We start from the raw sequence: 24,688 nt of genomic DNA, 5'->3' as shown, positions 1-24,688 counted from the left end.
ACTGTCGAAACATGCGTCGCCGGGCACGCCCGGCGAATCCTTCAGTTGTCCAGTTCCAGCACCATCCGCACCAGGCCTTCGGCACCGGTGGGGTGCGGGACCGGCTTGAAGCCCAGCGAGGCGGCCAGCTGCTTCATCGGCTCGTTCTCGGCGGCAACGTCGCCGTACAGACGGTCCAGGTACTTGCCGCGGCCCCACTTCACCAGCTTGCGCATCAGCTGCCGGCCGAGGCCCTGGCCAATGAGGAAGCGGCTGATCAGGATCGCGTACTCGGCTTCACGGGTGCCGGGGATGATCGAGGCCCGGGCGACCGCGCCGACCACCGCTTCGCCAGCGGGCAGGGATTCGGCAGCGACCAGGGTGATCTCGGTCTTGGGATTCGGGTGGGTCAGGCGCTGGGTGGTTTCCGGCGACAGCTCGGTCACCGCCTGCAGGAAACGATCACGGATTTCTTCCGGCCCGAACAGGCTGAACGCCGCTTGCAGCGGTGCGCCATCTTCCGGGCGGATGGGGCGGATCAGCAGCTCGTGGCCGCTGGGAGCCTTGAAGATCTCATGCCAGGGCGGCATGCGGTTGCGAGTGGCCATACCGGGTGATTCCTTGGTTGTCCATCGATTGTGGCATCACCGGGGCTGCATTCCGTGAACGAAAGGCTCACGGCGGTACAGCCTCGTGAAGGCCGTTATTCGGGTGCTTTGAGCCAATCCAGGCGGGTGCTGGCCCCGGGTTCACCCAGGTGCTGGCGCAGCGCCGGCAGGGCTGGGCCGACCACCCGGTCGAACTGCCAGGGCGGGTTGAGCAGCAGCATGCCGCTGCCGTTGAGGCGCAGCGGTGAGTCGTCCGGGCGCACCAGGAACTCGATCGTCATCGCCGATTTCACCGGCAGGGCGGTGGCCTTGCGCAGGAAGTGCAGGATGGTGCGGCGCTGCTTGATCGGGAACCAGACGGCACACGTGGCCTGCGGCCAGCGCGCCAGGGTTTCGGCCAGGGCGGCCAGAACGGCCTGGTATTCGGCGTCCTGGGCCTCGTAGGGCGGGTCGATCAGGACCAGGCCACGGCCGATCTTGCTGCCGTTGAACTTCGGCGGCAGCAGCGAACGCAGCAGCGCATAGCCATCGCCCGCCCGCACGTCGACACGGCTGTCATGGGCGAACAGAGCCTTCAGCGTGGCCGTTTCGGCTTCCTGCAGCTCACAGACCGCCATGCGGTCCTGCGCGCGCATCGCCTGCGCGCTCAGCAGCGGCGATCCCGGGTAGTTGGTCAGGGCGCCCACCGGATTATCGGCCTGCACCGCCTTCAGATAGCGCTCGACCACCTCGGGCAGCTTGGGCTGGGCCATCAGCCGCATGATCCCGGATTCAGCCTCGAGGGTCTTGCGGCTCTCTTCGCTGGCCAGCAGGTAGCGGCCGGCGCCGCCGTGGGTGTCGAGCACGAAGAACGGGCTGTCCTTGCGCTTGAAGCTGTCGATCAGGGCCAGCTGCACGATGTGCTTGAGCACATCGGCGTGGTTGCCGGCATGGAAGGCGTGGCGATAGTTCATGGGCGGCAGTGTACGGGGCGGCGGCCGCAGCGGCTATGCTGCGCGCCATGACAGTTCCCGTTGCCCATGTCCTGGTGGTCGAGGACGAAGCCGCCATCGCCGAAACCGTGCTCTATGCGCTGCGCAGCGAGGGCTATGCCGCCAGCCACTGCCTGCTGGGCGGCGAGGCCCTGCAACGGCTGCAGGACGGCGATATCGACGTGGTGGTGCTGGACGTGGGCCTGCCGGACCTGGGCGGTTTCGAGGTCTGCCGGCGGCTGCGTGCGCAGGCAGGGCCGGCGGCGCAGCTGCCGGTGATCTTCCTGACCGCGCGCAACGACGAAGTGGACCGCGTGCTCGGCCTGGAACTGGGCGCCGACGACTACATGACCAAGCCGTTCTCGCCGCGCGAACTGGTGGCACGGGTGCGTGCGCGCCTGCGCCGTGCGGCGCCGGTCGTCGCAGCGCCCAGCGCCGATGCGGGCTGGCAGGAGCATGGCGCGTTCGCCATTGACCGCGAGGGCCGGCGCATCCGCTTCCGCGGCCATGCGCTGGACCTGACCCGCTATGAGTACGCACTGCTGGAAGCGCTGCTGCAGCGCCCGGGTGCCATCCTCAGCCGCGCGCAGCTGATGGACCGGGGCTGGGACAGCAGTGCCGACAGTGCCGACCGCACCGTCGACACCCATGTAAAGACGTTGCGCGCCAAGCTGCGCGCGGCCGGTGCCAGCAACGACCCGATCCGCACCCACCGTGGCCTCGGCTACGCGCTGGAGGTCTAGCCGATGCGCCTGGTACTGAAGCTGTTCCTCGGCTTCTTCCTGATCACCGGCATCGCCGCGTTCTTCGTGATGCGCGTGTTCGTCAACGAGGTGAAGCCCGGTGTGCGCCAGGCGATGGAATCGACCCTGGTCGATGCGGCCAACGTGCTGGCCGAGATGGCCGCCGCCGACGTCAAGGACGGCACCATCCGCAGCGGCAGCTTCACCCGCAACCTGGCCAAGGCGCGGCAGCGCGACCTGAAGGCGATGGTCTGGCGTTTCCCGAAGCGCTCGCTGGATTACCGGGTGACCATCACCGACGCCAAGGGCATCGTCATCTACGATTCGCTGGGCCGTGATCTCGGCCGCGACAACTCGCGCTGGAATGATGTCTACCGCACCCTGCGCGGTGAGTACGGCGCACGTTCCAGCCCCGAGATTCCGGGCGAGGAAGGCGATACGGTGATGCATGTGGCGGCGCCGGTGTACGACCCGGCCGACGGCCGCACCCTGATCGGCGTGCTCAGCCTGGCCCAGCCCAATCGCAGCATCGATCCGTTCATCGCCGCCAGCCAGCGCGCCATCATCGAGCGCGGTGCGTGGCTGATCGGGCTGTCGGCGCTGGTCGGCGTGCTGGTGACGATGTGGCTGACCACGGGCCTCGGTCAGCTCAGCCGCTATGCACGCGCGGTCAGCGCGGGCGAACCGGTGCCACCACCACGGCGCCGTCGCGACGAGATCGGCGATCTCGGCCAGGCGCTGGAAACGATGCGCCGCAAGCTGGAGGGCAAGGCCTACGTCGAGCAGTACGTGCAGTCGCTGACGCACGAGATGAAGAGCCCGCTGGCGGCGATCCGCGGTGCCGCCGAACTGCTGCAGGAGCCGCTGCCGGAAGCCGATCGCGTGCATTTCGCGCGCAGCATCGTCGACCAGCAGGAGCGGCTGACCGAGACCATCGACAAGCTGCTGGCGCTGGCCGAAGTGGAACAGCACGGCTGGCTGCAGACCCGCGATCCGATCGCGCTGCCGGCATTGCTGGCCGATGCGGCGGCCGCCGCACAGGTGCGTGCGCAGGCGGCCGGCGTACAGGTCCGCATCGGCAACGTGCCCGACCTGCGGGTGCAGGGCGACGGCTACCTGCTGCGGCAGGCACTGCACAACCTGATCGACAACGCGATTGCCTTCTCGCCAGCCGGCGCGGAGATCGCGCTGCAGGCCGAGGTGGACGGGCAGGGCGTGCGCCTGCAGGTGGCCGACCGTGGCGCCGGCATTCCCGACTACGCGCGTGAGCGGGTGTTCGAACGCTTCTATTCGCTGGCGCGGCCCGGCAGCGGGCGTCGCAGCTCCGGCCTGGGCCTGCCCTTCGTGCAGGAGGTCGCGCGCCTGCATGATGGGCGTGCCAGCGTGGATATCCGCGAGGGCGGCGGCACCGTGGCCAGCCTGTGGCTGCCGTTGAGTGCGCCGGGCCAGCGCCCGCGCCGCTGACTTCACACTCGCTTCAAATTCGCCACAAACCCTGCTCACCGCGGCGGTCCATCCTGCAGCCCTCTCCAACGAGGATGGACCATGAAATCCCTGAAGATGCTGCTGCGGTTCGCCATTGTCGGCGGGCTGATCCTGCTGCTGCTGGTGCCGCTGACGATGATCCGCGGGGTCATCAACGAACGTAGCGCGTACCGCGACGAGGCCTTCTCACGGGTGGCCGACAGCCGCGCCGGTGCACAGCAGCTGGTGGGCCCGGTGCGGGTGGTGCCGTGGGTGGAACGCAAGCAGGTTGAACTGGTCGACCCGCTGGGCGTCAAGAAGACCGAGGTGCAGGTCACCGAGGGGCACTGGCTGCAGATGCCGGCGTCGCTGGAGGTGGGCGGCGAGATGCTGCCAAGCCAGCGTGAGGTCGGCCTGTTCAAGGTGCCGGTATACAGCTGGAACGGCCAGATGAAGGCGACGTTCGCTGCAGACGACTATCCGGTGAAGGCCGGCCGCAGCTATGGCCAGCCGTATGTGGCGGTGGGCATTTCCGATGTGCGTGGCCTGGTCGGTACGCCGAACCTGCGCGTGGATGGCAAGCAGCTGCGCCTGCTGCCGGGGGTTGGTGCGGCCAGCGAGGTGGGTCGCGGTCTGCATGCACCGGTGGCAGGATTCGCCGAAGACCATGGCGGCACGCTGGCTGCCAGCACCGTCGAACTCGAGCTGCGCCTGGATGGCAGCCGCATGCTGTCGGTGGTGCCGGTGGGCGATGACACCAAGATCGCACTGCGTTCGAGCTGGCCGCATCCGTCATTCAGCGGTGCGTTCCTGCCCAACGAGCGTCGCGTCGACGCACAGGGCTTCGATGCGCGCTGGGCGGTGTCTTCGCTGGCCTCCGATGCACAGCGACAGCTGCGCAATGATGGTGCGGTCGAGTCGCAGGCGGTGACGGTGTCGCTGGTTGATCCGGTCGATGCCTACACCCAGGCCGACCGTGCCTCGAAATACGGCGTGCTGTTCGTGCTGCTCACCTTCGTCGGCTTCATCCTGTTCGAGCTGATCAGGTCACTGCGCATCCACCCGCTGCAGTACCTCATGGTGGGCCTGGCGCTGGCGATCTTCTTCCTGCTGCTGATCAGCCTGTCCGAGCACATCGCGTTCTGGAAGGCCTACCTGGTTTCGGCGGTGGCCTGTATCGGCCTGCAGGCGGTGTACCTGGCCAACGTGCTGGGCCACTGGAAGCGCGGCCTCGGCTTCGCTGCGCTGCTGACCGTGTTGTATGGCGCGCTGTATGGCCTGCTGGTGTCGGAGAACAACGCGCTGCTGATGGGTTCGCTGCTGCTGTTCGTGATCCTGGCGCTGGCGATGTGGGTGACCCGCCGGGTGGACTGGTACGCGCTTGGCGCGGAACTGAAGTAAGGAGTACGCCATGGGCTGGCGCCAGGGATTGCGGCAACGGGCACGGCAGGGGATTCCGGCCCTGCTGGAAGTGGATGCACTGCTGCAGGCACATGGCGTGCTGGCGGCCCTGCCGGGGGCACGGATCGCCCCCGGCCTGGTCCGCTTCCAGCTGGCGGCGGTGACCTGCGAGGGATTGCGGGGGCAGGGATTGCGCTGGCTGCAGGGCGCGCGGCAGGGACGCGGCGCGCTGGCAGGCCGGGTGCCGCGCTACCGGCCATGGAAGGCCGGGGCGGAGGCGCTGGCCGAGATCGGTATCGGCGGCCTTCCGGATGGCTGGCCGGCACACGCGGCGGTGTACGGCTGCAGCAGCATCGACCGGCGGCACTGGTTGCTGCTGCTGCCCGAGCGGGCGCAGTTGTGGCTGGGATGGAGTGGATGATTCGGTTGTTCATCCACGCATGGCGTGGATCTACTGTCGCTGTCCATGACCGATGGGACGGTATCGGCGCGCCCCTGCTGGCTAGACTCGATGGGTTGATGATCGAGCCGAAGGGCAGGGGTGCGATGTGTTGAAGTGGGGCATGCTGGCCGCAGCGCTGGCGATGGGTGGCAATGCAGGCGCGCAGCAGCGCGAGCCGGTGGACCTGGACATGGTCAGCCGCATCCGCCAGGAGGCCTTCCACCGTTCGCAGGTGATGGACACCTTCAGCTACCTCACCGAACGCATCGGCCCGCGACTGACCAACTCGCCGGCGATGGGCCGCGCCAATGCGTGGACCCGCGGCAAGTTCAACGAATGGAAGCTGGACAACGTCCACGACGAAGCCTTCGACGACTTCGGGCGCGGCTGGGAGTTCACCTCGGCCAGCGTGGAGATGCTGGGGGACCGTGTACAGCCGCTGCATGCACTGCCGAAGGCGTGGACGCCGGGCACCAAGGGACCGGTTGAAGGCGAACTGGTGCAGGTCGAGATCAAGAAGCCCGAGGACATCGAGAAGTACCGCGGCAAGCTGCGCGGCAAGATCCTGCTGCTGGGCGAGGCGCGCGAGTACAAGCGCGGCACCGAGGCGGATTCGCACCGCCACGACGCTACCTCGCTGGAGGGCCTGCAGGAGTTCACCCTGCCCAAGGACAAGGACGCCACCGCCGAGCGTGCGAAGCGGGTCAAGGAATACCAGGAACGCCAGCAGCTGGCGACCAAGGTCAATGCGTTCTTCGTTGAAGAAGGCGCGCTGGCCTCGATCAGCATCAGCAGCTGGGACAACGGCATCATCCGCGTTGCCGGCGGCGGCTCGCGCAAGGCCGGTGAGTCGGTGGGCATTCCCGAACTGGCGATGATCAGCGAGCACTTCAATCCGCTGGTGCGCGCGCTGGAGGCCAAGCAGACAGTGCGCCTGCGCGTGGATGTGGCTGCGCGCTTCACCGACGAGGCCGACCAGCCGGGTTACAACACGCTGGCCGAGATCCGTGGCAGCAGCAGGCCCGATGAAGTGGTGATGATCGGCGCGCACCTGGATTCCTGGCACAGCGGTACCGGTGCGGCCGACAACGCGGCCGGCGTGGCGGTGATGATGGAAGCGATGCGCATCCTCAAGGCCACCGGCGCCAAGCCCAAGCGCACCATCCGGGTGGCGCTGTGGAGCGGCGAGGAGCAGGGCCTGATCGGCTCGCAGGCCTATGTGGCCAAGCACTTCGGCCGTTTCCCGGTACCCACCGACCCGGCGCAGAAGGCGCTGCCGGCCTCGCTGCGCGAGCCGACCGGCGCGCTGCAGAAGACCCGCGACTACGGCAAGTTCCAGGTCTACTTCAACATGGACAACGGCTCGGGCCGCTTCCGTGGCATCTATGCACAGGAAAACCTGGCGGCGATGCCGATCTTCGAAGCCTGGCTGGCCCCGTTCCATGACGTCGGCGCCACCACCGTGGCCACCCGCAACACCGGCAGCACCGACCACATCAGCTTCGACCGCATCGGCCTGCCGGGCTTCCAGTTCATCCAGGACCGGCTGGACTACTTCACCAACGTCCACCACAGCCACCTGGACACCTGGGACCACGCCGAACCGGAAGACCTGAAGCAGGCCGCAGCCATCGTCGCCTCGTTCGCCTACAACGCCGCAATGCGCGAGCAGTCCTTCCCGCGCAAGGCAGAACCGTAAAAGGGGACGGAGGGGATTAAGTCGTTTCTCCCCTCCGTTTCCCGGTCGCAGCCCTAGGAGCTGGGCAATCGCGACTTAATCCCCTCCGTCCCCTTTTTCCGTCGGGGGCGGCGGGCTGGTAAAATCGGGGGATTCCCGTTCCTCGAGCCGTCCATGACCTGCCGCACCCGCTTCGCCCCCAGCCCCACCGGTTATCTGCACATCGGCGGTGCCCGCACCGCGCTGTACTGCTGGCTGGAAGCCCGCCACCGTGGCGGCGAGTTCGTGCTGCGCATCGAGGACACCGACCGTGAACGCAGCACCCAGGGCGCGATCGACGCGATCCTGGAGGCGATGGAGTGGCTGGGCCTGGACTATGACGAAGGCCCGATCTACCAGACCGACCGCGTCGCCCGTTACCTGGAAGTGGCCGAGCAGCTGGTGGCCGACGGCAAGGCGTACTACGCCTATGAGACCCGCGAAGAGCTGGACGCGATGCGCGAGGCCGCCATGGCCAAGCAGGAGAAGCCGCGCTACAACGGCGCTGCGCGCGAGCTGGGCCTGCCGCGCAAGGATGACCCGAACCGTGTCATCCGCTTCAAGAACCCGCTGGAAGGCACGGTGGTGTTCGACGACCTGATCAAGGGCCGCATCGAGATCGCCAACAGCGAGCTGGATGACATGGTCATCTTCCGCCCGGACGGCTACCCCACCTACAACTTCGCGGTGGTGGTGGACGACTGGGACATGGGCATCACCGAGGTCATCCGCGGCGATGACCACATCAACAACACCCCGCGCCAGATCAACCTGTACGAAGGCATCGGCGCGCCGGTGCCGAAGTTCGGCCACATGCCGATGATCCTCGACGAGCAGGGCGCCAAGCTGTCCAAGCGCACCGGCGCGGCCGACGTGATGCAGTACAAGGACGCCGGCTACCTGCCGGACGCGCTGCTGAGCTACCTGGCCCGCCTGGGCTGGTCGCACGGTGACCAGGAGCTGTTCAGCCGCCAGGAGCTGATCGACCTGTTCGACGTGAAGGACTGCAACTCCAAGGCCTCGCGCCTGGACATGGCCAAGCTGGGCTGGGTCAACCAGCACTTCCTGAAGACCGAGGACGTGGCCGCGATCGTGCCGCACCTGGTCTACCAGCTGCAGAAGCTGGGCCTGGACGTGGCCGCCGGCCCCGCCCCGGAGGACGTGGTGATCGCCCTGCGTGAACGCGTGCAGACCCTGAAGGAAATGGCCGAGAAGGCCATGGTCTGGTACCAGCCGCTGACCGAGTACGACGAAGCGGCGGTGGCCAAGCACTTCAAGGCCGGTGCCGAAGTGGCGCTGGGCAAGGCCCGCGAGCTGCTGGCGGCGCTGCCGGAGTGGACCGCCGAATCGGTGGGCGTGGCCCTGCACGATGCGGCCGCCGCGCTGGAGATCGGCATGGGCAAGGTCGCCCAGCCGTTGCGCGTGGCCATCACCGGCACCCAGGTCAGTCCTGACATTTCCCATACCGTGTACCTGGCCGGCCGCGAGCAGGCCTTGAAACGCATTGATGTGGCCATCACCAAGGTAGCAACGGCCTGAGGCATCCTTGCCAGGCCCGAACCGGAGAACACGCATGCCCGCCAAGACCGCCACTGCCTGCACCGCCCCGCACCACCACGTCCACGACGCGTCGGATTTCGTGGCGGTGGTCGAGCGCGTCTCGCGCGAACGCGGGCTGCGCCTGACCCCGATCCGCGCCAATGTGCTGAAGCTGATCGCCGAGGCCGGCAAGCCGGTCAAGGCCTATGAACTGCTGGAATGGGTGCGCAACGGCAAGGGCGTGGGCGCTGATGCCCCGCCCACCGTTTACCGTGCGCTGGACTTCCTGATGGCCAATGGCTTCGTGCACAAGCTGGAATCGGTCAATGCCTTCGTGGCCTGCCACCATCCCAGCAGTGCCGCGCACTCGGTGCCGTTCCTGATCTGCAACAGCTGCCACAGCGCGGTGGAGCTGGAAGACCGCGAGATCGTCACCCAGCTGGAGAAGCGTGCCAAGGAGCTGGGCTTCCAGCCGCAGGCGCAGACCCTGGAAGTGCACGGCCTCTGCGCGCGCTGCGCGGGCTGAGTCGCGGCGCGTACCCGGACTGGGCCGCTCGCTCAGTCCCGGGCGGCGTGCTCTTTCAGACGCTTCAGGACGCTGCGCTGTGCGTCGACCAGCACAGGGTCGTCCACCCGCAACTGCTCGACCCAGGCGAGCGCTGGTACCGGGTCGGCACGGCGCACGAAATACAGTGCCTGCGCCAGGAAATGCACATTGGGCACCCTGGTGTCCCAGATGAGCTTGGCGATACGCAGCATCGACGCCTGCATGCCGGGTGTAACCTCAACGCCGGTCTTCCCCGAAAGCGCGGTATTGAGGCAGTAAAGCGCCTGGCAGGGCAGATCACGCGGTGTGCCCGCACGCGACCAGTCAGCGCGTTCGGCAAAGTCCAGCAGGATGGCAATGGCGGCGGGTCCACTCACATCGGCCAGTGTGCCGAGCGCGAACACTGCCAGCTGGGGGTCACCCAGCATATCGCGCAGGCCTTCCACGCCCTGGCGTCCCCAGGCGGTGCAGGCCTTGGCCCAGCCGCCGAACGGTACGACCCGGCTACCATCGCCCAGCAGGCCATCATCCGGCCAACCGTGCAGTATCCGCAGTCGCTCAATCTCCTCGCCACCTTCGGCGCCGTGCTCCTGCACGAAGGCGATCAGATCTTCCGCTTCCAGCATGTCCTTGGCCGCCCGCCTGGCCAGTGTCGTGAATTTCATCGTCTTCCAGCGATCCTGATCCAGATCCGCAACGGTAGCGGATCAATGGGGTGAAGGCAGTCAGCAGCCTGCACCCTAGTCCATCGGCTTGGACCGGGTATCCACCCGGACGATCACCGACATGCCGGGCCGCAGCTGCGCGGCCAGCGTCTGACCTTCATTGATCGATATCCGCACCGGCAGCCGTTGCACCACCTTGGTGAAGTTGCCGCTGGCATTGTCCGGGCGCAGCACGCTGAACTCCGAACCTGTGGCGGGTGCGATCTCCTGCACGCGGCCGCGCAGCACCTGGCCCTGGAACGCGTCCACCGAGAACGTGGCCGGCTGACCGATCGCCATGCCCCAGGTCTGGCCTTCCTTGTAGTTGGCCACCACCCATAGCGTGTCAGGTACCAGGAACAGCAGCTGCGAACCGGCGGCGACGTACTGGCCCACGCGCACGCTGGCTTCGCTGATCTGGCCGTCGCGCGGTGCGTGGATCACCGTGTTGGCCAGGTCGATGCGCGCCAGTTCCAGTTGTGCCTGTGCACTTTCCACCTGGGCCTCCAGGCTCTTGCGCGCCACCTGGGTCGACACCAGCGTTTCCTCGGCGATGCGGATCTGCGCCTGCGACTGCTGCACGCTGGCCTGTGCCGAGGCCTGGGTGGTGCGGAACTTGTCGCGGTCGTTGACCGACACCAGTTGCTGCGCAGCCAGTTCCTCGTAGCGTTTCAATTCATTGCGCGAACGCTGCAGCTCGGCCTGGCCGGCCGACAGCGTGGCGTGCGCCGAAGCGATCTGCGCACGATTCTGTGCCTGCGACTGGTCCGAGTTGGCCAGTGCCGCACGTGCGCTGTCCAGCGTTGCCTGCGCCTGGGCGACACGCTGCGTGTAGATGCGGTCATCGATGCGCAGCAGCGGCTCGCCCTCCCTTACGTGCTGGAAGTCCTTCACCAGCACTTCGGTCACGTAGCCGTTCACCTGTGGCGCCATCACCGTGATCTGCCCGCGCACATAGGCGTTGTCGGTCACCATCACGCTGCTGGTGAACGGCCACAGGTGCCAGGCGCGCAGGATCAGCGCAATGCCCAGCAAGGCCACCACCACCATCACCACCACGCTGCGCGCGCTGGGCTTGAGGTACTTCGGCGCGACCGCCGGTTCAACGGGCGTGGGTGCAGGCGCCGCGTCGGTCGGTGGCGGTGGGGTCACGTTGTCGGTGTCGTCGGGTCGGGGCGGGACGGGGGGCATGTGGAGGACTCAGCGGAGCGCGGCCGGCGTGGCCGCAGCGGGGGAAGTGGGGTGGCGCTTGCGCCATTGCTTGAGCACGGCGGTGCGCAGCGACAGCAGCAGCAACCAGCACAGGAAGCCGATCGCCAGCCATCCGCTCAGCGTGAACACGTCATTGAAGCCACGCACGTTGGCTTCGCGGCGGGCGGTCTGCGCCAGCTGCGCGCTGCCCTGCGCACTGCGCAGCACCGGGTCGGTGATCTGTGCGCTGTACAGCTGCTGCTGGAGGCGCAGGCGTTGTGCCACCACCGGGTCGGCCGGGTCGAGCTGGCTGGTCAACGCGCTGGAGTACAGCTGCTCGCGGTGCAGCTGGAAGGTACCCAGCACCGCCGAGCCGGCCAGGCCGCCCAGCGTCTGTGTGATCGACAGCGTCACCAGGAAGGTGATCATGTGGTCCACACCCTGCTTCAGCGCCGCGGAAATGCCGAGCATGATCAACGGGCCCATGAACATGCCGGCACCGACCGAGGCCAGGAACTGGCTGACATAGAAATCGTGCGGTCGATCCATGCTGGTGCGGTGCTGATCGAAGAAGGCGGCAGCGCCGAGCAGCAGGATCGCCATCAGCAGCTGCGCGATCAGCCGCTTTGGGCCGAAGGTCAGCGAGGCACCGGCGATGCCGGTGACCACGCCCGCGAGGATCACCACGAACAGCGGGCGCATCTGGTCCGGGCCCATGCCCAGCGTGCGCATCAGGTTGACCACGCCATAGGACTGCTCGGTGGTCAGGAAGCGGATCAGGAACGCGCCGACGATGAAGTGCAGCACCGGCAGCTTCGACAGCCAGCGGATCTGCAGCAGCGGATTGCGCCGGTAGTGTTCGATGATGAAGGCAGTGGTGGAGAGCACGATCGAGGCGACCAGCGCCCAGCCCAGCCATGGCGTGTTGAGCCACCAGCGGGTGTAGCCCTGCGCCAGTACGATCACCAGCAGCGCGACAGCCGGCGCAAGCAGGGCGAAGGTGAGGAAGTCCAGTGGCTCGAAGGCTTTCACCTGGATGCCGGGCGGCAGCTTCAGCACCACCACTGCCGCGAACGCGCACAGGGCCAGCCCGGCTTCAAACGAGTAGAGCTGGTGCCACTGGCCGGTATCGACCAGGCCCGGCGAGACGATCCAGGCGATCGGCACCGCCAGCTGCGAGAGGCCCACGCCAACCACCAGCAGATTGCCGGTGAACCGTCGTGGCAGCGCCTGCAGCATGTACAGCGTGCCCAGTGTCGAACAGGCGGCGCCAGCGAAGCCGCTGGCGGCACGGGTCAGCATCGTGGTCTCGAAGCTGCCAACGAACAGGTGCAGCACCGCCAGTGCTGCGTACAGGCCCAGGCCGATCTCGGCGAACAGGCGGATGCCGTACTGCTGGCGGAACTTGAAGGCCAGCAGGTTGGCCGTGACGTTGACCATTGCATAGGCCGCCACCAGCCAGCTGCCCTGGGTCGGCGTCAGTGCCAGCTGGCCCTGCAGGAAGGGCAGGTTGGCGGTGACCAGTGCATTGCCAAGGCCACCGGTGATCGCCACCAGCAGCGACACCAGTGCATAGGCCACGCGTCGATACGGTGGGTGCCAGGGCATCGACGCCGAACCGGGCATGGTCGGCTTCTCGTGCTCCTCCCAATCCGGAACCGGCTTCAGATACGGCTGGACCATCAGCGGGCCTCGCGGGTTGCTCCCTGGAGACCCCCGCGCAGCAGCTGCAGGGCACGCCCGGCCAGGTGGGCGCGCTCGTCGCGGGTCTTGCCGCGCAGGGCCGCGCCCAGCATGCCCGAGATCAGTGAAATATCCGTCTTCTCCAGGTCGGCCCGGCACAGGCCGGCGGCCTTGGCACGGGCGATCGGTGCTTCCAGCAGATCGCGCACGGTCTCGCGCGCGGTGCGCATGGCCGGCACGTCCGAATCGACTGCACGCCAGTAATCGGCCAGTGCCGGCGAATCGATGATGCGCTGGGCCATACCCTCGAACACTTCGAACAGGGCATCGTCGCGGTCGCCGAGCTGCTCGACCTGGCGCCGGATACGGTCGACCGTACGTTGCAGCAGTGCCTGGATCAGCGCGGTGCGGTCGGGGAAGTTGCGGTACAGGGTGGCGCGGCCCACCTGGGCGCGTTCGACCACCAGATCCAGCGGGGCGGTGACACCGTGTTGGCCGAACACATGATCGGCGGCGTCGAGGATGAGGGCACGGCGGGCAGCAGCATCGGCACGTTGGGCAGTCATGGAATTATTTTCGGACAAAAGTGTCCGATTGGCGAGACTTTGAGTGACGGGATTGTCCGCTTGTTGTGGTACGCACATCTTTGTGACGAATGCGTGATGGATGCTGCACAAAGAGATGGGGGCCAGAAGGCCCCCATCGGATCTGCTTGCCTTGGATCCACGCCATGCGTGGGCTGAGGCTGGGGTCAGAACCCATTCCTCTGGAATGGGATCCGACTCCACTACGCGATCAGAAGAACGCGCGGATGCCGAATGCGACACCACGGCCCGGCAGCGGCGAGTAATCACGCAGCAGCGAGGTATGCGGACGCACTTCGCGGTTGGTCAGGTTGCTGCCATCCAGGAACACCTCGTAGCTGTTGCTCGCGTTGCGATCCCAGCGGTAGGCCAGATGCGCGTCGACCAGGGTGTAGCCGTCGCTCGGCGCTTCGTTCTGGGCGACATCCTTCTGGCGGCTGTAGCGGACCGCACCGACCGAGGCGCGCCAGCCGTCCTTCGACCAGCGCAGGTCGGCGCCGACGCGGGCCGGGGCGATGCGCGGCAGGTAGCCGGTGTTGGCCAGCTCCACCGAGTAGTTGTGGTTGTGGTCGCCATGCGGCACGGCGATGTCCAGGTTGCGGCTGCCGCTGCCATCCAGCTTGGCCTTCACGTAGTCGCCGAACACGCGCAGGTCCCAGTCACCGGCGCCGCCTTCGAACAGATGCACCAGCGCTTCGGCTTCGGCACCGCGGAACACCGCATCCTGTTGCGTCCAGGCGCGGACCGGCAGACCCTCGGTGATGCCGGTGTCGGCCAGGTAGATGAAGTCCTTGAATTTGGTCTGGTAGACCGACGCCGAGAAGTCCAGGCGTTCGCTGTGGGTGTGGATGCCCAGTTCCACGCGCTGGCCGCGCTCGGTCTTCAGGTTGGCGTCACCGATTTCCAGCGAGCGGGTGGCGATGTGTGCGCCGGCGGCATACAGCTCTTCGTTGGTCGGTGCACGCTCGGAGCTGTCCACGCCGATGCGCAGGTCAACGGCATCGTTGAGCTTCCAGATGCCGGCCGCAGACAGGTTGGTGGCACCGAACGTGCGGCGGCGGTAGTCACCGGTCGGGTCCAGCTTGACCTGGTCGTGGCGGCCGCCCAGTTCCAGCTTGAACGGGCCGAACTGCTTTTCCTGCAGCACGAACAGGCCGATGTTCTTCGTGCCGGTATCCGGTACGAACGCCTCTTCGCCCTTGGCGCCGAAATCACTGTTGCCGAACTGCAGGCCGAAGGCGCCGTCCCAGCCGCCGATCTGCTGCTGCACGGCTTCCAGTCGCGCCTCGATGCCACGGTTGGTGAAGCGGGTGGACGGCGTGCCGGCTTCCAGCTCCACGTGTTCGTAGTCGGTGTAGGCCACGCGTGCATTGATGTTCTTCAGGAACGAGACCGGGTTGTAGATGCCGGCCTTGGTCTCGAAGCGGTTCTGCACCATGTCGATGCGCACGTCATGCTCGTCGCCGCCTTCCTCTTCATCGCCATGGTCGTGGCCGTGGTCATGGTCATGGCCATGATCATCGCCATCGGCATGCACGTGCGCGCCATTGGGAATGCCGTAGTTGGTGCGGTAGGTGCTGGCCGATACGCCGAAGTAGCCGCCGTCGCCCAGCCAGGTCGCGCCGACGCCGCCGGCGCGGGTGCGGATCGAGCTGTTGTCGAGGCGGCCGCGGCGCGGCTCTTCGCCTTCCTCGCCCGCGTGCTCATGGTCGTGATCGTCGTGGTGGTCTTCCAAGCTGTCGATCACTGCATAGCCGGGAATGCGGTAGTCGTCGCCATTGCGCACCAGGCCGTCCACATGCAGCACGACATTGCCGCTGACGCCATCGAGGCGGAACATGCCGCTGCGTTCGTTGTTCACCGAATTGCCGCGCAGCTCGGCGCGGCCGCTGAGCGGGCGCTCCGGCAGTTCGCGCGCGATGCGCCCATCGACCACATTGACCGCGCCACCGATGGCGCCGCTGCCGAACAGCAGCGTGGCCGGGCCCTTCAGCACTTCGATCTGGTCGGCCAGGAACGGCTCGATGCTGGTGGCATGGTCGGCACTGACCGTGGACGCATCCATGTTGCCCATGCCGTTGGACAGCACGGCCACGCGCGGGCCTTCCTGGCCGCGGATGATCGGGCGGCCGACGCCAGGGCCGAAGAACGTGCTCTGCACGCCCGGCAGCTTGGCCACGGTATCGCCGAGGGTGCCGGCCTTCTGCTCGTCCAGGCGTTCGCCGGCCAGTACCTCCACCGGGCGCGCCAGCGATTCGGCATCGCCCTGCAGTGGCGACGCGGTGACCTGCACCGACGACAGTTCAGTCAGGTGGCGGTCACGCTGAGCGCTGTCATCGCCGGCGGCAAAGGCAACCGAAGGCAGCAGGGCGGCGAGGGCCAGAGCGAGGGAATGCGGCTTCAACCGCGGGGTGTGGGCGGGCATGGAGCGGGTCCTTTGTTACAGTGTATCAATCGCTGGGCGCACGTATCCCGTCAGCGGGACAGGGGGAGGGAAACCGTGCGGGTCGGGAACAGATGTTATATTATTCCATAACGATTCGCCGACCCTGCTGGAAGTCATGTCCCTGTCCTCACGCCTGCGCCACCTGCTAGACCGTTTCGGCGCCACCGGTTCGATGCTGTGCGCGGTGCACTGCGCGGTGATCCCCGTGCTGCTGGCCGCGGCGCCGTCGCTGGGCCTGTCGTTCTGGCTGAGCGATGGGGTGGAACAGGCGCTGGTGGTGTTCGTCACCCTGCTCGGATTGTTCAGCCTGGTCTGGGGCTACCGCCGGCACGGTGCGCTGCGTGCGCTGGGCTTCCTGATTCCCGGCCTGGTCGCGTTGTGGGCCGGCGTGCTGTACGACCCGCTGCACCACAATGCGGTGCCACACGCGGTGGTGATGACCATCGGCGGCCTGCTGGTGGGGGTCGCCCATCTGGTCAACCTGCGCCTCAACCACGGTCACGTGCACGACGCCAGCTGCGCGCACTAGGCGCTCCGTGATAGGATTTTCGATCGTGCGCGGGGGCGCCCAGCAAGGCGGCCCCGCCGAACCCGTGTCAGTACGGGGTAACCAGATTTCACATTTGAGGAGTTGAAGACATGGGTAAGGGTGACCGCAAGACCGCCAAGGGCAAGCGCTACAACGCCAGCTACGGCAACGCCCGTTCGCACACCGCGAGCAAGGTCGCCGTAGGCGCCGCCGCTCCGGTTGCCAAGAAGACCGTGGCCAAGGCTCCGGCGAAGAAGGCTGTGGCGAAGAAGGCCGTCGCCAAGGCCTGATCCGGCCCAGACCGGATCAACGAAAAACGCGGTGCCTGGCGCCGCGTTTTTTTGTGCCTGTCCGGCGAGCCGAGCGTGGGCTCGGCTCTACAACCGGATCAGCGCAGGGTTTTCTTCAGCGTTTCCGGATTGCCGTCGTTCGGTGCAGCCGGCACCTGCAGCAGGTCGGCCAGCAGCGGGTAGACGTCGACATTGTCGAAGCCATCGATCACCAGGCCCTGGCGGAACGACGGGCCGCTGGCCACGAATACCGCGCGCATGGAGGGCAGGGCATTGTCGTAGCCATGCGAGCCACGATCCTGATGGTCTCGCTTGGCGATCTTCTCCTGGTGCAGGGCATCCCAGCCTTCATCCATCATGCAGACAATGGCGGGAATGCGCGGGTGGGTGCCGTAGTGCAGGCGCGGCGGCAGGTTCTCTTTCTTCCAGCACTCGTAGTGCGCGTGACGACCGAGCAGGGCGCGCTCGGCTGCGGCTTCGTGACCGGCCAACGGCGCAAAACCCACCGACTGGCCCTGGCTGACGTTGCGTGCGATGGCCGGGTCGACCATTGATTCGGTAGAGATCACTTGGCCGACCGGGACGCTGGCCATGCCATGGTCGGAGACCACGATCACGTTGGTGGTCGCGGCCAGGCCGTGCTGCTGCAGTCCATCGAGCACCTGGCCGACGATCTGGTCGGCGCGCACGATGGCGTCGGCGTACTGCTTCGATTCGGGGCCGTAGTTGTGGCCGGCCTTGTCCACGTGCTCCATGTACAGCGTGGTCAGTTGCGGTGCGTCGGCATCGGTCTGTGCAAGCCAGTCCAGCACGGTGCCCGCGCGTTGTTCCAGCGGTTCCTTGCCGTCGTACACGCGCCATTGGCTTGGGCGCACACCACGGATTTCCGATTCACTGCCCGGCCACGAGGTGGTGGCCGAACGCACCCCGGCGTTCTCGGCGCCGACCCAGATCGGTTCGCCGCCCCACCAGCCGCTGGTGGTGACCGCCTCACGGTTGCTCAGCTCGAACCGGCCTAGGGCTTCATCGTCCATGCTGTTGTTGACGATGCCGTGGTGGTCCGGGCGCAGGCCGGTGACGATGGTGTAGTGGTTGGGGAAGGTCAGCGACGGATAGGACGGGGTCATCCAGCGTGCACGCACGCCGCCGTCGATCAGGCGCTGCAGGTTCGGGGTCAGGCCGCGGTCCAGCGCATCGGCGCGCAGGCCGTCGATGGAGATCAGCAGCAGCTTCGGCGGCGCAGCCGCAGCGACGGAAGTGGGAACGGAGGCGGAAGGGGCGGGCGCGGTGGTGCAGGCGGCCAATGGCAGCAGCAGCGCCAGCGCGCAGGTCAGGCGTACGGAAGTCATCCGCGCATGATAATCCGGTGCAATGACGCGCCCAAGACACGGCGCGCTATCGCGCGCCGTGTCCGCGCATTTCCTTATCCCCGCGCCTGTCGGCGCGCCCCCTTCAACAAGAAGGGGGCTTTTCTCCAGACATGTTCCCGATGCTTCCATCCACGCATGGCGTGGATCTACCGTGTCGACCAAGGTCGACACCTACCAGGTTACGGCGGGTGCCGGGCGCAGCCCGGCCAGCCCTCTCAGGCGAACAGCGGTGCCTGGCGTTGTTCCAGTCGCAGCAGTGCGGCCTTGGTTTCCAGGCCGCCACCGAAGCCGGTCAGTGCCCCGTTGCTGCCGATTACACGATGGCAGGGCAGGATGATCGGCAGCGGATTGCGCCCATTGGCAGCGCCGACGGCGCGGGTCGCACTGGGCTGGCCCAGGTGCTGCGCCAGCTGCAGGTAGCTCCAGGTCTGGCCGAACGGGATCAGAGCCAGCGCCTGCCACACGCGCAGCTGGAACGGCGTGCCGCGTGGCGCAAGCTCCAGGTCAAAGCTGCTGCGTTCGCCGTGCAGGAACTGCAGCAGCTGCTCGCGTGCTTCCGGCAGCGCATCCGGCGCGTAGTGCCAGTCGTCGCGGCCGCGTGCCGGGTGGCGGTTTTCCGGGAACAGCACGTGGGACAGGCCACGCTCGTCACCGGCGATGGTCAGCACGCCGATCGGGCTGTCGAAACGGTCGAACAACAAGGTCATGTCGGTTCTCCAACGAAAGTGCCGGACAGGTGCCACAGGTGCAGCACGGCATAGGCACGCCAGGGGCGCCACGGTTGCGAGCGCGCTTCGGTCGCGCGTTCGCTCAGGCGCTGGCCCTGCGCGTGGCCGAGCACCTGCTGCAGTACCAGGTCGCCGGCGGGGAAAGCATCGGGCTGGCCGAGCCCGCGCAAGGCGATGTACTGCGCGGTCCACGGACCGATGCCGGGTAGTGCCACGCAGCGGGAAACGAACTCTTCCAGCGCCTGGCCCGGGCCGAAGTCGAGCGCGCCACTGGCACAGGCGGCGGCAAGCGCACGCACGGTGGCGGCGCGGCTGCGCGGCAGGCCGATTGATTCCAGTGGCGCCTCGGCCAGTACCTCGGGCGCCGGGAACTGGCGATCGAACTCCGGCGGCATGCCCGGCAGGTGCGCGCCATAGGCATCCACCAGCCGCCGCGCGAAGGTGGTGGCCGCGGCCACGCTGACCTGTTGGCCGAGCACCGCGCGCACGCCCACTTCGAAGCCATCCCAGCCGCCCGGTACGCGCAGCCCGGGACGCTCGGCAATGCCGCGCGCCAGCAGCGGCTCTTCGCCGAGCGCGGCGTGTACCTGCTGCAGGTCGGCGTCCAGATCGAACACGCGACGTACGCGGCGCACGATGTCCGGGATCAGGCGCGGATCGACCGCGCCCAGCTGCAGGCGCAGTTCCGGGCGCTTGGGGTCGGCAGTGACGCGCAGCAGGGTGGGGCGCTCGGGTGTGCCGAGCACGCGCTGGTAGCTGTCTTCGCCGATCAGCTCGATGCCGGGCAGGCTGCGCTTGCGCAGGAAGGCCAGCATGCGCGGGAAATCCAGTGGTGGCCGGTATGCCAGACGCAGTACCAGGCAGCCATCGTCGGCGGCCAGCGGCTGGTGCTGGCGACGCAGTGCTGTCGGTGTCATGCCGCAGCCCTGCAGGAAGGCCGTATTGAAACGGCGCAGGCTGTTGTAGCCGGCGGCCAGCGCGACGTCGGTCACCGGCAGCGTGGTCTCGGTCAGCAGCTGCTTGGCCAGCAGCAGGCGATGGGTGGCGTGGATCTGCCCTGGCGTTGCGCCCAGATGTTCGACGAACAGGCGCTGCAGCTGGCGCGCGCTGAGTCCGATCTTCTCTGCGAGGTCGGCTACCGGCTGCTCCTGCAGGAAGCCGCCATGGATCAGGGCCAGTGCGCGCTGCACGGTCTGCCCGGCCAATGCTTGCTGCGCCTGCGGTGCCAGCTCGGGGCGGCAGCGCAGGCACGGGCGGTAACCGGCTGCCGCAGCCGCGGCCGCGGTCGGGTAGTAGGTGATGTTGCGCGGCTTCGGCGGCGGTGCCGGGCACACGGGGCGGCAATAGATGCCGGTGCTGCGCACGGCGGTGAAGAACACGCCGTCGAAGCGTGCGTCGCGGGCCAGGCGGGCGCGGTCGCAGGCGGCGGTGTCGAGGGCGAGGGCGGTGTCCATGGCGCCAGTCTAGGCGTGTGCGGGCGGCGGTACTCGCCGGATTCGGACATGGATGCTGGAGGGGGTTCTGGCAGGGCTTGCAGCCCTGCACCCGCAACGTCAACGTCAACGTCTCAATCAAAAGCTGGCAGTCCGTGGGATGGCGGGGCGGTGTGGGCTGTCAGGACACGCCGTAAACCCGTCCATGGGGGCTCGATGGCGCCATCCATGGCGCCAACGGTCCTGTCAGCCCACACCGCCCCACCTCTGACAGTTTGTCGCTGCAGTTGGTGGGTGCCGACCGTTGGTCGGCACGCTTTTTTCCCAAGGGTCAGAAGGGGTTCAGTGCCACGCGCTGAATGCGCGCCCTGGACGGGTAGACTGTGGCTCTTGCTCCCATGAATCCCGGTTGCCCGATGTCCGCCAAATTCCGCTGGTTGCCCCTGTTGTGCCTGGCCCTGGCGGGCTGCAGTCAGCTGGAGAATCCGGGCAATGTGACCGCTGCCGACAAGGCGGCGCGGGCGCCGGCCAGCGATGGCGAGAACATGGTGTCGATCAATGCCGCCGACGCGCCACCGCCGCCGGCACCGCCGCGCAGCCAGGCGGATCGGCCGTGGCCGCGGGCGCAGTTGGAAAATGGTCGTGCCTGGGTCAGCTGCAGCACGGAATATGCCGGTGATGCCGGCGACGGTGTCGAACTGGAAGGCCTGCAGCGCGAGCAGATCACCCAGGCCCTGGCACCGTGTGCCGAGCGAGGCCTGATGCGCGTGCGCTACGCCGGCAAGATCAATCCGGGCTTCGCCGAGATGATGTGGCGGTTGGCCGTGGTCGCTGACGAGCAGAAGATCCACAAACGCATCCTCGATCTGGACTCCAGCGGCGGCCAGGTGGAATCGGCGATCGTCGCCGGTGACAGCATCGGTGAATCGGGCTGGACCATCTGGGTGCGCGAAGGCTCGATCTGCCACAGCGCCTGCGTGTTCGTGCTGGCCGCCGGTGACAACCGGCTGCTGTCGGGAAAGGTCGGCATCCACCGCATGATGCGCATCAGTTCCAAGGCCACTTCGCGCGCCGAGCTCAACCGCGAGCTGCACGAGGTCTACGACAACGTAAAGGACTACCTGCAGCGCAACGGCGTGGCGGTGGGCGTGGCCGATCTGATGATGACGGTGCCCAACCGCAGCCTGCGCCTGCTGACGCCGGACGAACTACGCCAGTACGGTCTGGATGGCACCAACGCGGTGCAGGACGATCTGGAACGGATCAAGCAGATGCGCGCCTGCGGCGATGACTTCGTGCAGCGCAAGGATGCGTTCCTGATCGCCTTCGACCAGCAGTGCAAGCGCGAAGGCGCCGACTTGGAATCGATCAACAGCTGCGGCCAGGCGTTGAAACAGCGCTTCGGCTTCCCGGATGCGGTGTGCCCGGAAGAAAGCCCGCTGTCGGAAATCGATGTGGCAACGCTGCCGCCGGCACCGTCGGAGCCGCCGCCGGTGGCCGAACAGGCGCCAGCAGACGCCGGCACGCCTGCCGCGCAGGCCGATGCCGCAGCGGTGGAAGGCAGCGCCCACGCGCGCTGACGAACAGCTCACCGCGCTGGCGTAGACTGCGGTTCTTTCCCGAGAACCGGCGGTGTCCATGAAGCGCGTGCTCCTGCTGCTGTCCCTGCTGCCCCTGACCGCATTGGCGCAGGCACCCGCGCCGGCCACGCCTGCACCGGCACCCGCGCGCCCCGCACCGGCATCGCCGGCGGCTGCGAAACCGGCCACGGCCGGCGCTCCGGCGTTGACTGCCGCGCAGCAGGCGCAGGTGCAGAAGCAGGATGCGGAAATGGGCGCGGCCGCAGTGAAGGCGGCGCAGCTGGTCGATGCCAACCGCGCAGGCGAGTTGTGGGATGGCGCTTCGGCCGTCGCGCGCCGTGCAGTACCGAAGGCCGCCTTCGTCAGCCAGTTGACTGCCGAGCGCACGCGCCTGGGCGCGCTGGCCGGGCGTGGCCAGCCGACCATCACCCGGGTCAAGTACAGCGCCGGTGCCGCGGTGCCGGAGGGGCTGTACATCAACGTCAGCTTCCCGACCCGTTTCGCCAACAGCGCGCAGCCGGTACGCGAGCTCGTCTCGTTCCGTTTCGACGAGGACCAGGTGTGGCGCCTGGCCGGTTACAGCCTGCGTGCGTCGGCACCCTGAGGAGATGATCGATGGCAACTGAACTGACGATGCTGGCCTGGTCGGTGCTGCTGGGCTTTGTCTACATCTTCGCTACCTCCACCGTGGTCACCCGCGAGCGCGGGATGAAGTGGAATGCCTCGGCGCGTGATGGCGAAGCCAGGCCACTCAGCCCGCTGGCCGGGCGCCTGCAGCGTGCGCAGGCCAACTTCCTGGAGACGTTCCCGTTCTTCGCTGCCGCCGCCATCGCAGTGGTCGTGGCCGGGCGCGGCAACGACACCACGGCGCTGGCCGCGCAGGCCTACTTCTGGGCGCGCGTGGTCTACCTGCCGCTGTATGCCGCGGGCGTGCCCTACGTGCGCAGCCTGGTCTGGGCAGTGTCGCTGCTGTCGATCCTGGCGCTGGTGTTCGCGTTGTTGTGATCCCGGCCTGATCCAGATCAAGGCCGGTCAGGTGCGCGGCGCTATGCTGGCGCGGACTGAATCAACGGCAGGAGGCGCGCATGCGCAGGATGGACGTGGTGGTGGTCGGCGCCGGACCGGCGGGGCTGTGTTTCGCGCGCGCGCTGGCCGGTAGCGGCCTGCAGGTCGGGCTGGTCGAAGTTCAACCGCGCCAGGCCCTGGCCGAGGCCGCCTTCGATGGCCGTGAGATCGCGCTGACCCATGCCTCGCGGCAGAGCATGGAGCAGCTGGGGCTGTGGCAGCGCCTGCCGCAGGCCGAAGTCGCTGAACTGCGCGATGCCAAGGTGATGAACGGCGGCTCGCCGTTCGCGCTGACCTTCGCCAGCAGCCAGGTGGACGGTCAGCCGCTGGGTTGGCTGGTGCCCAACCATCTGATCCGCCGCGCTGCATGGGATGCCGTGCAGGGGCAAGACGGCCTGGAGCTGTTCGACGGGCGCAAGGTGCTGGGCGTGCAGGCCGATGCGCAGGGCCACGTGGTCAAACTCGATGACGGCAGCCAACTTCATGCGCGCCTGCTGGTCGCCGCTGACAGCCGCTTCTCCGCAACCCGCCGCATGCTCGGCATCGGCGCGCAGATGCGCGACTTCGGCAAGTCGATGCTGGTGTGCCGCATGCAGGTCGAGCGTGACCATCACCACACCGCGTGGGAGTGGTTCGGCTACGGCCGCACCATGGCGCTGCTGCCGCTCAACGAGGGCCAGGCATCGGCGGTGATCACGCTGCCACCGCGGCAGATCGAAGAGCTGCTGGCGATGGATGAGGTGGCCTTCGGTGAGGCCATCGGTGCCTACTTCGAACACCGCCTGGGCCGGATGCAGCCGGTGGCCACGCCGCAGGCGTATCCGCTGGTGGGGGTGTACGCGCATCGCTTCGTCGGCGAGCGTTCGGCGCTGATCGGCGATGCCGCGGTGGGCATGCATCCGGTCACCGCGCATGGCTTCAACCTGGGCCTGGCCAGCGCACAGCGGCTGGCGCAGGGCATCGTCGCGCAACAGCGCCGTGGCGGCGACATTGCCGCCGCCGGCATGCTGGCCAGCTACCAGCGGGGTCACCGGCTGGCGTCGCGGCCGCTGTACGAGGCCACCAATGCAATCGCCAGCCTGTATACCGACGATCGCCGCCCGGCGCGGCTGCTGCGCGCGGCGGGCCTGCGTCTGGCACAAGGCGTGGCACCGTTCAGGCAGCTGATCGCCTCGCACCTGACCCAGCGCATGGCCTGAACCGGTTCAGATCAGCCCGTTCAGATCAGCCGGCGGCCAGCACCCGGATCTGGCTGTCGGCGAACTCGACCACCTGGCCTGCGCGGATCTTGCAGGCCTTGCGCAGTTCGACTTCGCCGTCGACCCGCACCTGGCCGTCACCGATGACCATCTTGGCCTCGCCGCCACTGGTGACCAGGTCGGCCAGCTTGAGCAGCTGCTTGAGTTCGACGTAGTCACCGTCGAGGTCGAATTCGAGAATCTGCATGGAGCGGGGTTCCTGGGGAAGGGCGCAGCCAGCGGCCGGGCCGGTGAAGAGGGCGCGTATTGTGCGCCAGCTTGGGGCATGACGGTACGCGCACGGCAAGCTGTACGCCTTGTTCAGGATCAATGCGGTATGATTCCGCTCTGAGCGAGTGAAATCTCCTCCAACCGAGCAGCGCCAGGGCACGCGATAAGAAGGGCGCCCAAAGCGCGGACCATCACCTTTTTTATC

The 24,688-nt window shown here is 67.5% G+C and carries 24 protein-coding genes; 13 read left to right on the top strand and 11 right to left on the bottom strand.

The window, feature by feature from the left end; translation table 11 throughout:
- Nucleotides 1-41: 41 nt before the first annotated feature.
- Both N7573_RS17585 and rlmJ read right to left on the bottom strand, forming a co-directional pair.
- Complete coding sequence (locus tag N7573_RS17585) at nt 42-587, bottom strand: GNAT family N-acetyltransferase (protein WP_004150340.1); 546 nt, start codon at nt 585-587, stop codon at nt 42-44.
- Between the two features lie 95 nt (nt 588-682).
- Nucleotides 683-1,540: a 23S rRNA (adenine(2030)-N(6))-methyltransferase RlmJ gene (rlmJ, locus tag N7573_RS17580; protein WP_024958156.1), complete on the bottom strand. Its 858-nt coding sequence runs from the start codon at nt 1,538-1,540 to the stop codon at nt 683-685.
- A gap of 35 nt (nt 1,541-1,575) precedes the next feature.
- Here rlmJ and creB point away from each other — a divergent pair, with 35 nt between their 5' ends.
- From creB to N7573_RS17545, 7 genes are all read left to right on the top strand, one after another.
- The gene (gene creB / locus N7573_RS17575) at nt 1,576-2,301 is read left to right on the top strand and encodes a two-component system response regulator CreB (RefSeq protein ID WP_279912872.1); all 726 of its coding nucleotides are present in this window, start codon (nt 1,576-1,578) and stop codon (nt 2,299-2,301) included.
- Nucleotides 2,302-2,304: 3 nt separating this feature from the next.
- Nucleotides 2,305-3,765 (top strand): two-component system sensor histidine kinase CreC, encoded by a 1,461-nt coding sequence (creC, locus tag N7573_RS17570; RefSeq protein WP_197655900.1) that lies wholly within the window; start codon nt 2,305-2,307, stop codon nt 3,763-3,765.
- Nucleotides 3,766-3,846: 81 nt separating this feature from the next.
- On the top strand, nt 3,847-5,166 hold the full coding sequence (gene creD, locus N7573_RS17565) for a cell envelope integrity protein CreD (RefSeq protein ID WP_110711667.1): 1,320 nt from the start codon (nt 3,847-3,849) through the stop codon (nt 5,164-5,166).
- Nucleotides 5,167-5,176: 10 nt separating this feature from the next.
- Nucleotides 5,177-5,587, top strand: coding sequence for a hypothetical protein (locus N7573_RS17560; RefSeq protein ID WP_279912873.1), 411 nt, complete (start codon nt 5,177-5,179; stop codon nt 5,585-5,587).
- Nucleotides 5,588-5,729: 142 nt separating this feature from the next.
- The gene (locus tag N7573_RS17555; protein WP_279912880.1) at nt 5,730-7,307 is read left to right on the top strand and encodes a M20/M25/M40 family metallo-hydrolase; all 1,578 of its coding nucleotides are present in this window, start codon (nt 5,730-5,732) and stop codon (nt 7,305-7,307) included.
- 153 nt (nt 7,308-7,460) lie between these two features.
- On the top strand, nt 7,461-8,864 hold the full coding sequence (gltX, locus tag N7573_RS17550; RefSeq protein ID WP_279912874.1) for a glutamate--tRNA ligase: 1,404 nt from the start codon (nt 7,461-7,463) through the stop codon (nt 8,862-8,864).
- Nucleotides 8,865-8,898: 34 nt separating this feature from the next.
- A complete protein-coding gene (locus N7573_RS17545) occupies nt 8,899-9,390 on the top strand; it encodes a Fur family transcriptional regulator (protein ID WP_004150412.1) in 492 nt (163 codons plus the stop codon).
- 32 nt (nt 9,391-9,422) lie between these two features.
- On the opposite strand, the gene N7573_RS17540 is transcribed toward N7573_RS17545, so the two are convergent.
- The 5 genes from N7573_RS17540 to N7573_RS17520 form a co-directional block, all read right to left on the bottom strand.
- Nucleotides 9,423-10,037 carry a hypothetical protein gene (locus N7573_RS17540; RefSeq protein WP_279943236.1) on the bottom strand — a complete coding sequence of 205 codons (615 nt, stop codon included), beginning with the start codon at nt 10,035-10,037 and terminating at the stop codon, nt 9,423-9,425.
- A 114-nt stretch (nt 10,038-10,151) separates the two neighbouring features.
- Nucleotides 10,152-11,306, bottom strand: a complete 1,155-nt coding sequence (locus N7573_RS17535) for an HlyD family secretion protein (protein WP_153856870.1) — start codon at nt 11,304-11,306, stop codon at nt 10,152-10,154.
- Nucleotides 11,307-11,315: 9 nt separating this feature from the next.
- Nucleotides 11,316-12,989, bottom strand: coding sequence for an MFS transporter (locus tag N7573_RS17530; RefSeq protein WP_262220664.1), 1,674 nt, complete (start codon nt 12,987-12,989; stop codon nt 11,316-11,318).
- On the bottom strand, nt 12,989-13,555 hold the full coding sequence (locus N7573_RS17525) for a helix-turn-helix domain containing protein (protein ID WP_279912876.1): 567 nt from the start codon (nt 13,553-13,555) through the stop codon (nt 12,989-12,991). The genes N7573_RS17530 and N7573_RS17525 overlap by 1 nt, the downstream gene beginning before the upstream one ends.
- A gap of 229 nt (nt 13,556-13,784) precedes the next feature.
- Entirely contained in the window at nt 13,785-15,998 is a 2,214-nt protein-coding gene (locus N7573_RS17520; RefSeq protein ID WP_279912877.1) for a TonB-dependent receptor, read from the bottom strand.
- A gap of 136 nt (nt 15,999-16,134) precedes the next feature.
- Between N7573_RS17520 and N7573_RS17515 the strand changes: the two genes are divergently transcribed.
- Together N7573_RS17515 and N7573_RS17510 are read left to right on the top strand one after the other, a co-directional pair.
- Nucleotides 16,135-16,548, top strand: coding sequence for a MerC domain-containing protein (locus N7573_RS17515; RefSeq protein WP_008264835.1), 414 nt, complete (start codon nt 16,135-16,137; stop codon nt 16,546-16,548).
- A 110-nt stretch (nt 16,549-16,658) separates the two neighbouring features.
- A complete protein-coding gene (locus N7573_RS17510) occupies nt 16,659-16,838 on the top strand; it encodes a 30S ribosomal protein THX (protein ID WP_004150462.1) in 180 nt (59 codons plus the stop codon).
- Between the two features lie 98 nt (nt 16,839-16,936).
- On the opposite strand, the gene N7573_RS17505 is transcribed toward N7573_RS17510, so the two are convergent.
- From N7573_RS17505 to N7573_RS17495, 3 genes are all read right to left on the bottom strand, one after another.
- Entirely contained in the window at nt 16,937-18,187 is a 1,251-nt protein-coding gene (locus N7573_RS17505) for an ectonucleotide pyrophosphatase/phosphodiesterase (RefSeq protein WP_279912878.1), read from the bottom strand.
- A gap of 236 nt (nt 18,188-18,423) precedes the next feature.
- Nucleotides 18,424-18,915, bottom strand: coding sequence for a methylated-DNA--[protein]-cysteine S-methyltransferase (locus tag N7573_RS17500; RefSeq protein WP_012510484.1), 492 nt, complete (start codon nt 18,913-18,915; stop codon nt 18,424-18,426).
- Nucleotides 18,912-20,390 carry a DNA-3-methyladenine glycosylase 2 gene (locus tag N7573_RS17495; protein ID WP_279912879.1) on the bottom strand — a complete coding sequence of 493 codons (1,479 nt, stop codon included), beginning with the start codon at nt 20,388-20,390 and terminating at the stop codon, nt 18,912-18,914. Before N7573_RS17495 ends, N7573_RS17500 begins: the two co-directional genes overlap by 4 nt.
- A 395-nt stretch (nt 20,391-20,785) precedes the next feature.
- Between N7573_RS17495 and N7573_RS17490 the strand changes: the two genes are divergently transcribed.
- The 4 genes from N7573_RS17490 to ubiM all read left to right on the top strand — a co-directional run bounded on the left by N7573_RS17490 (nt 20,786) and on the right by ubiM (nt 24,213).
- Complete coding sequence (locus tag N7573_RS17490; RefSeq protein ID WP_279913833.1) at nt 20,786-21,949, top strand: hypothetical protein; 1,164 nt, start codon at nt 20,786-20,788, stop codon at nt 21,947-21,949.
- A gap of 58 nt (nt 21,950-22,007) precedes the next feature.
- Entirely contained in the window at nt 22,008-22,553 is a 546-nt protein-coding gene (locus N7573_RS17485; protein ID WP_032128358.1) for a DUF4019 domain-containing protein, read from the top strand.
- 11 nt (nt 22,554-22,564) lie between these two features.
- Complete coding sequence (locus N7573_RS17480; RefSeq protein WP_032128357.1) at nt 22,565-22,954, top strand: MAPEG family protein; 390 nt, start codon at nt 22,565-22,567, stop codon at nt 22,952-22,954.
- An 80-nt stretch (nt 22,955-23,034) separates the two neighbouring features.
- Entirely contained in the window at nt 23,035-24,213 is a 1,179-nt protein-coding gene (gene ubiM / locus N7573_RS17475; RefSeq protein ID WP_279913834.1) for a 5-demethoxyubiquinol-8 5-hydroxylase UbiM, read from the top strand.
- A gap of 25 nt (nt 24,214-24,238) precedes the next feature.
- Here ubiM and N7573_RS17470 read toward each other — a convergent pair whose 3' ends face one another.
- Nucleotides 24,239-24,460, bottom strand: coding sequence for an RNA-binding S4 domain-containing protein (locus N7573_RS17470; protein WP_010486399.1), 222 nt, complete (start codon nt 24,458-24,460; stop codon nt 24,239-24,241).
- Nucleotides 24,461-24,688 lie beyond the last annotated feature (228 nt).

The sequence above is a fragment of the Stenotrophomonas sp. GD04054 genome (assembly GCF_029836955.1).
Taxonomy (GTDB): Bacteria; Pseudomonadota; Gammaproteobacteria; order Xanthomonadales; family Xanthomonadaceae; genus Stenotrophomonas; species Stenotrophomonas maltophilia_A.
This window is presented reverse-complemented; position numbering and strand designations above follow the sequence as displayed.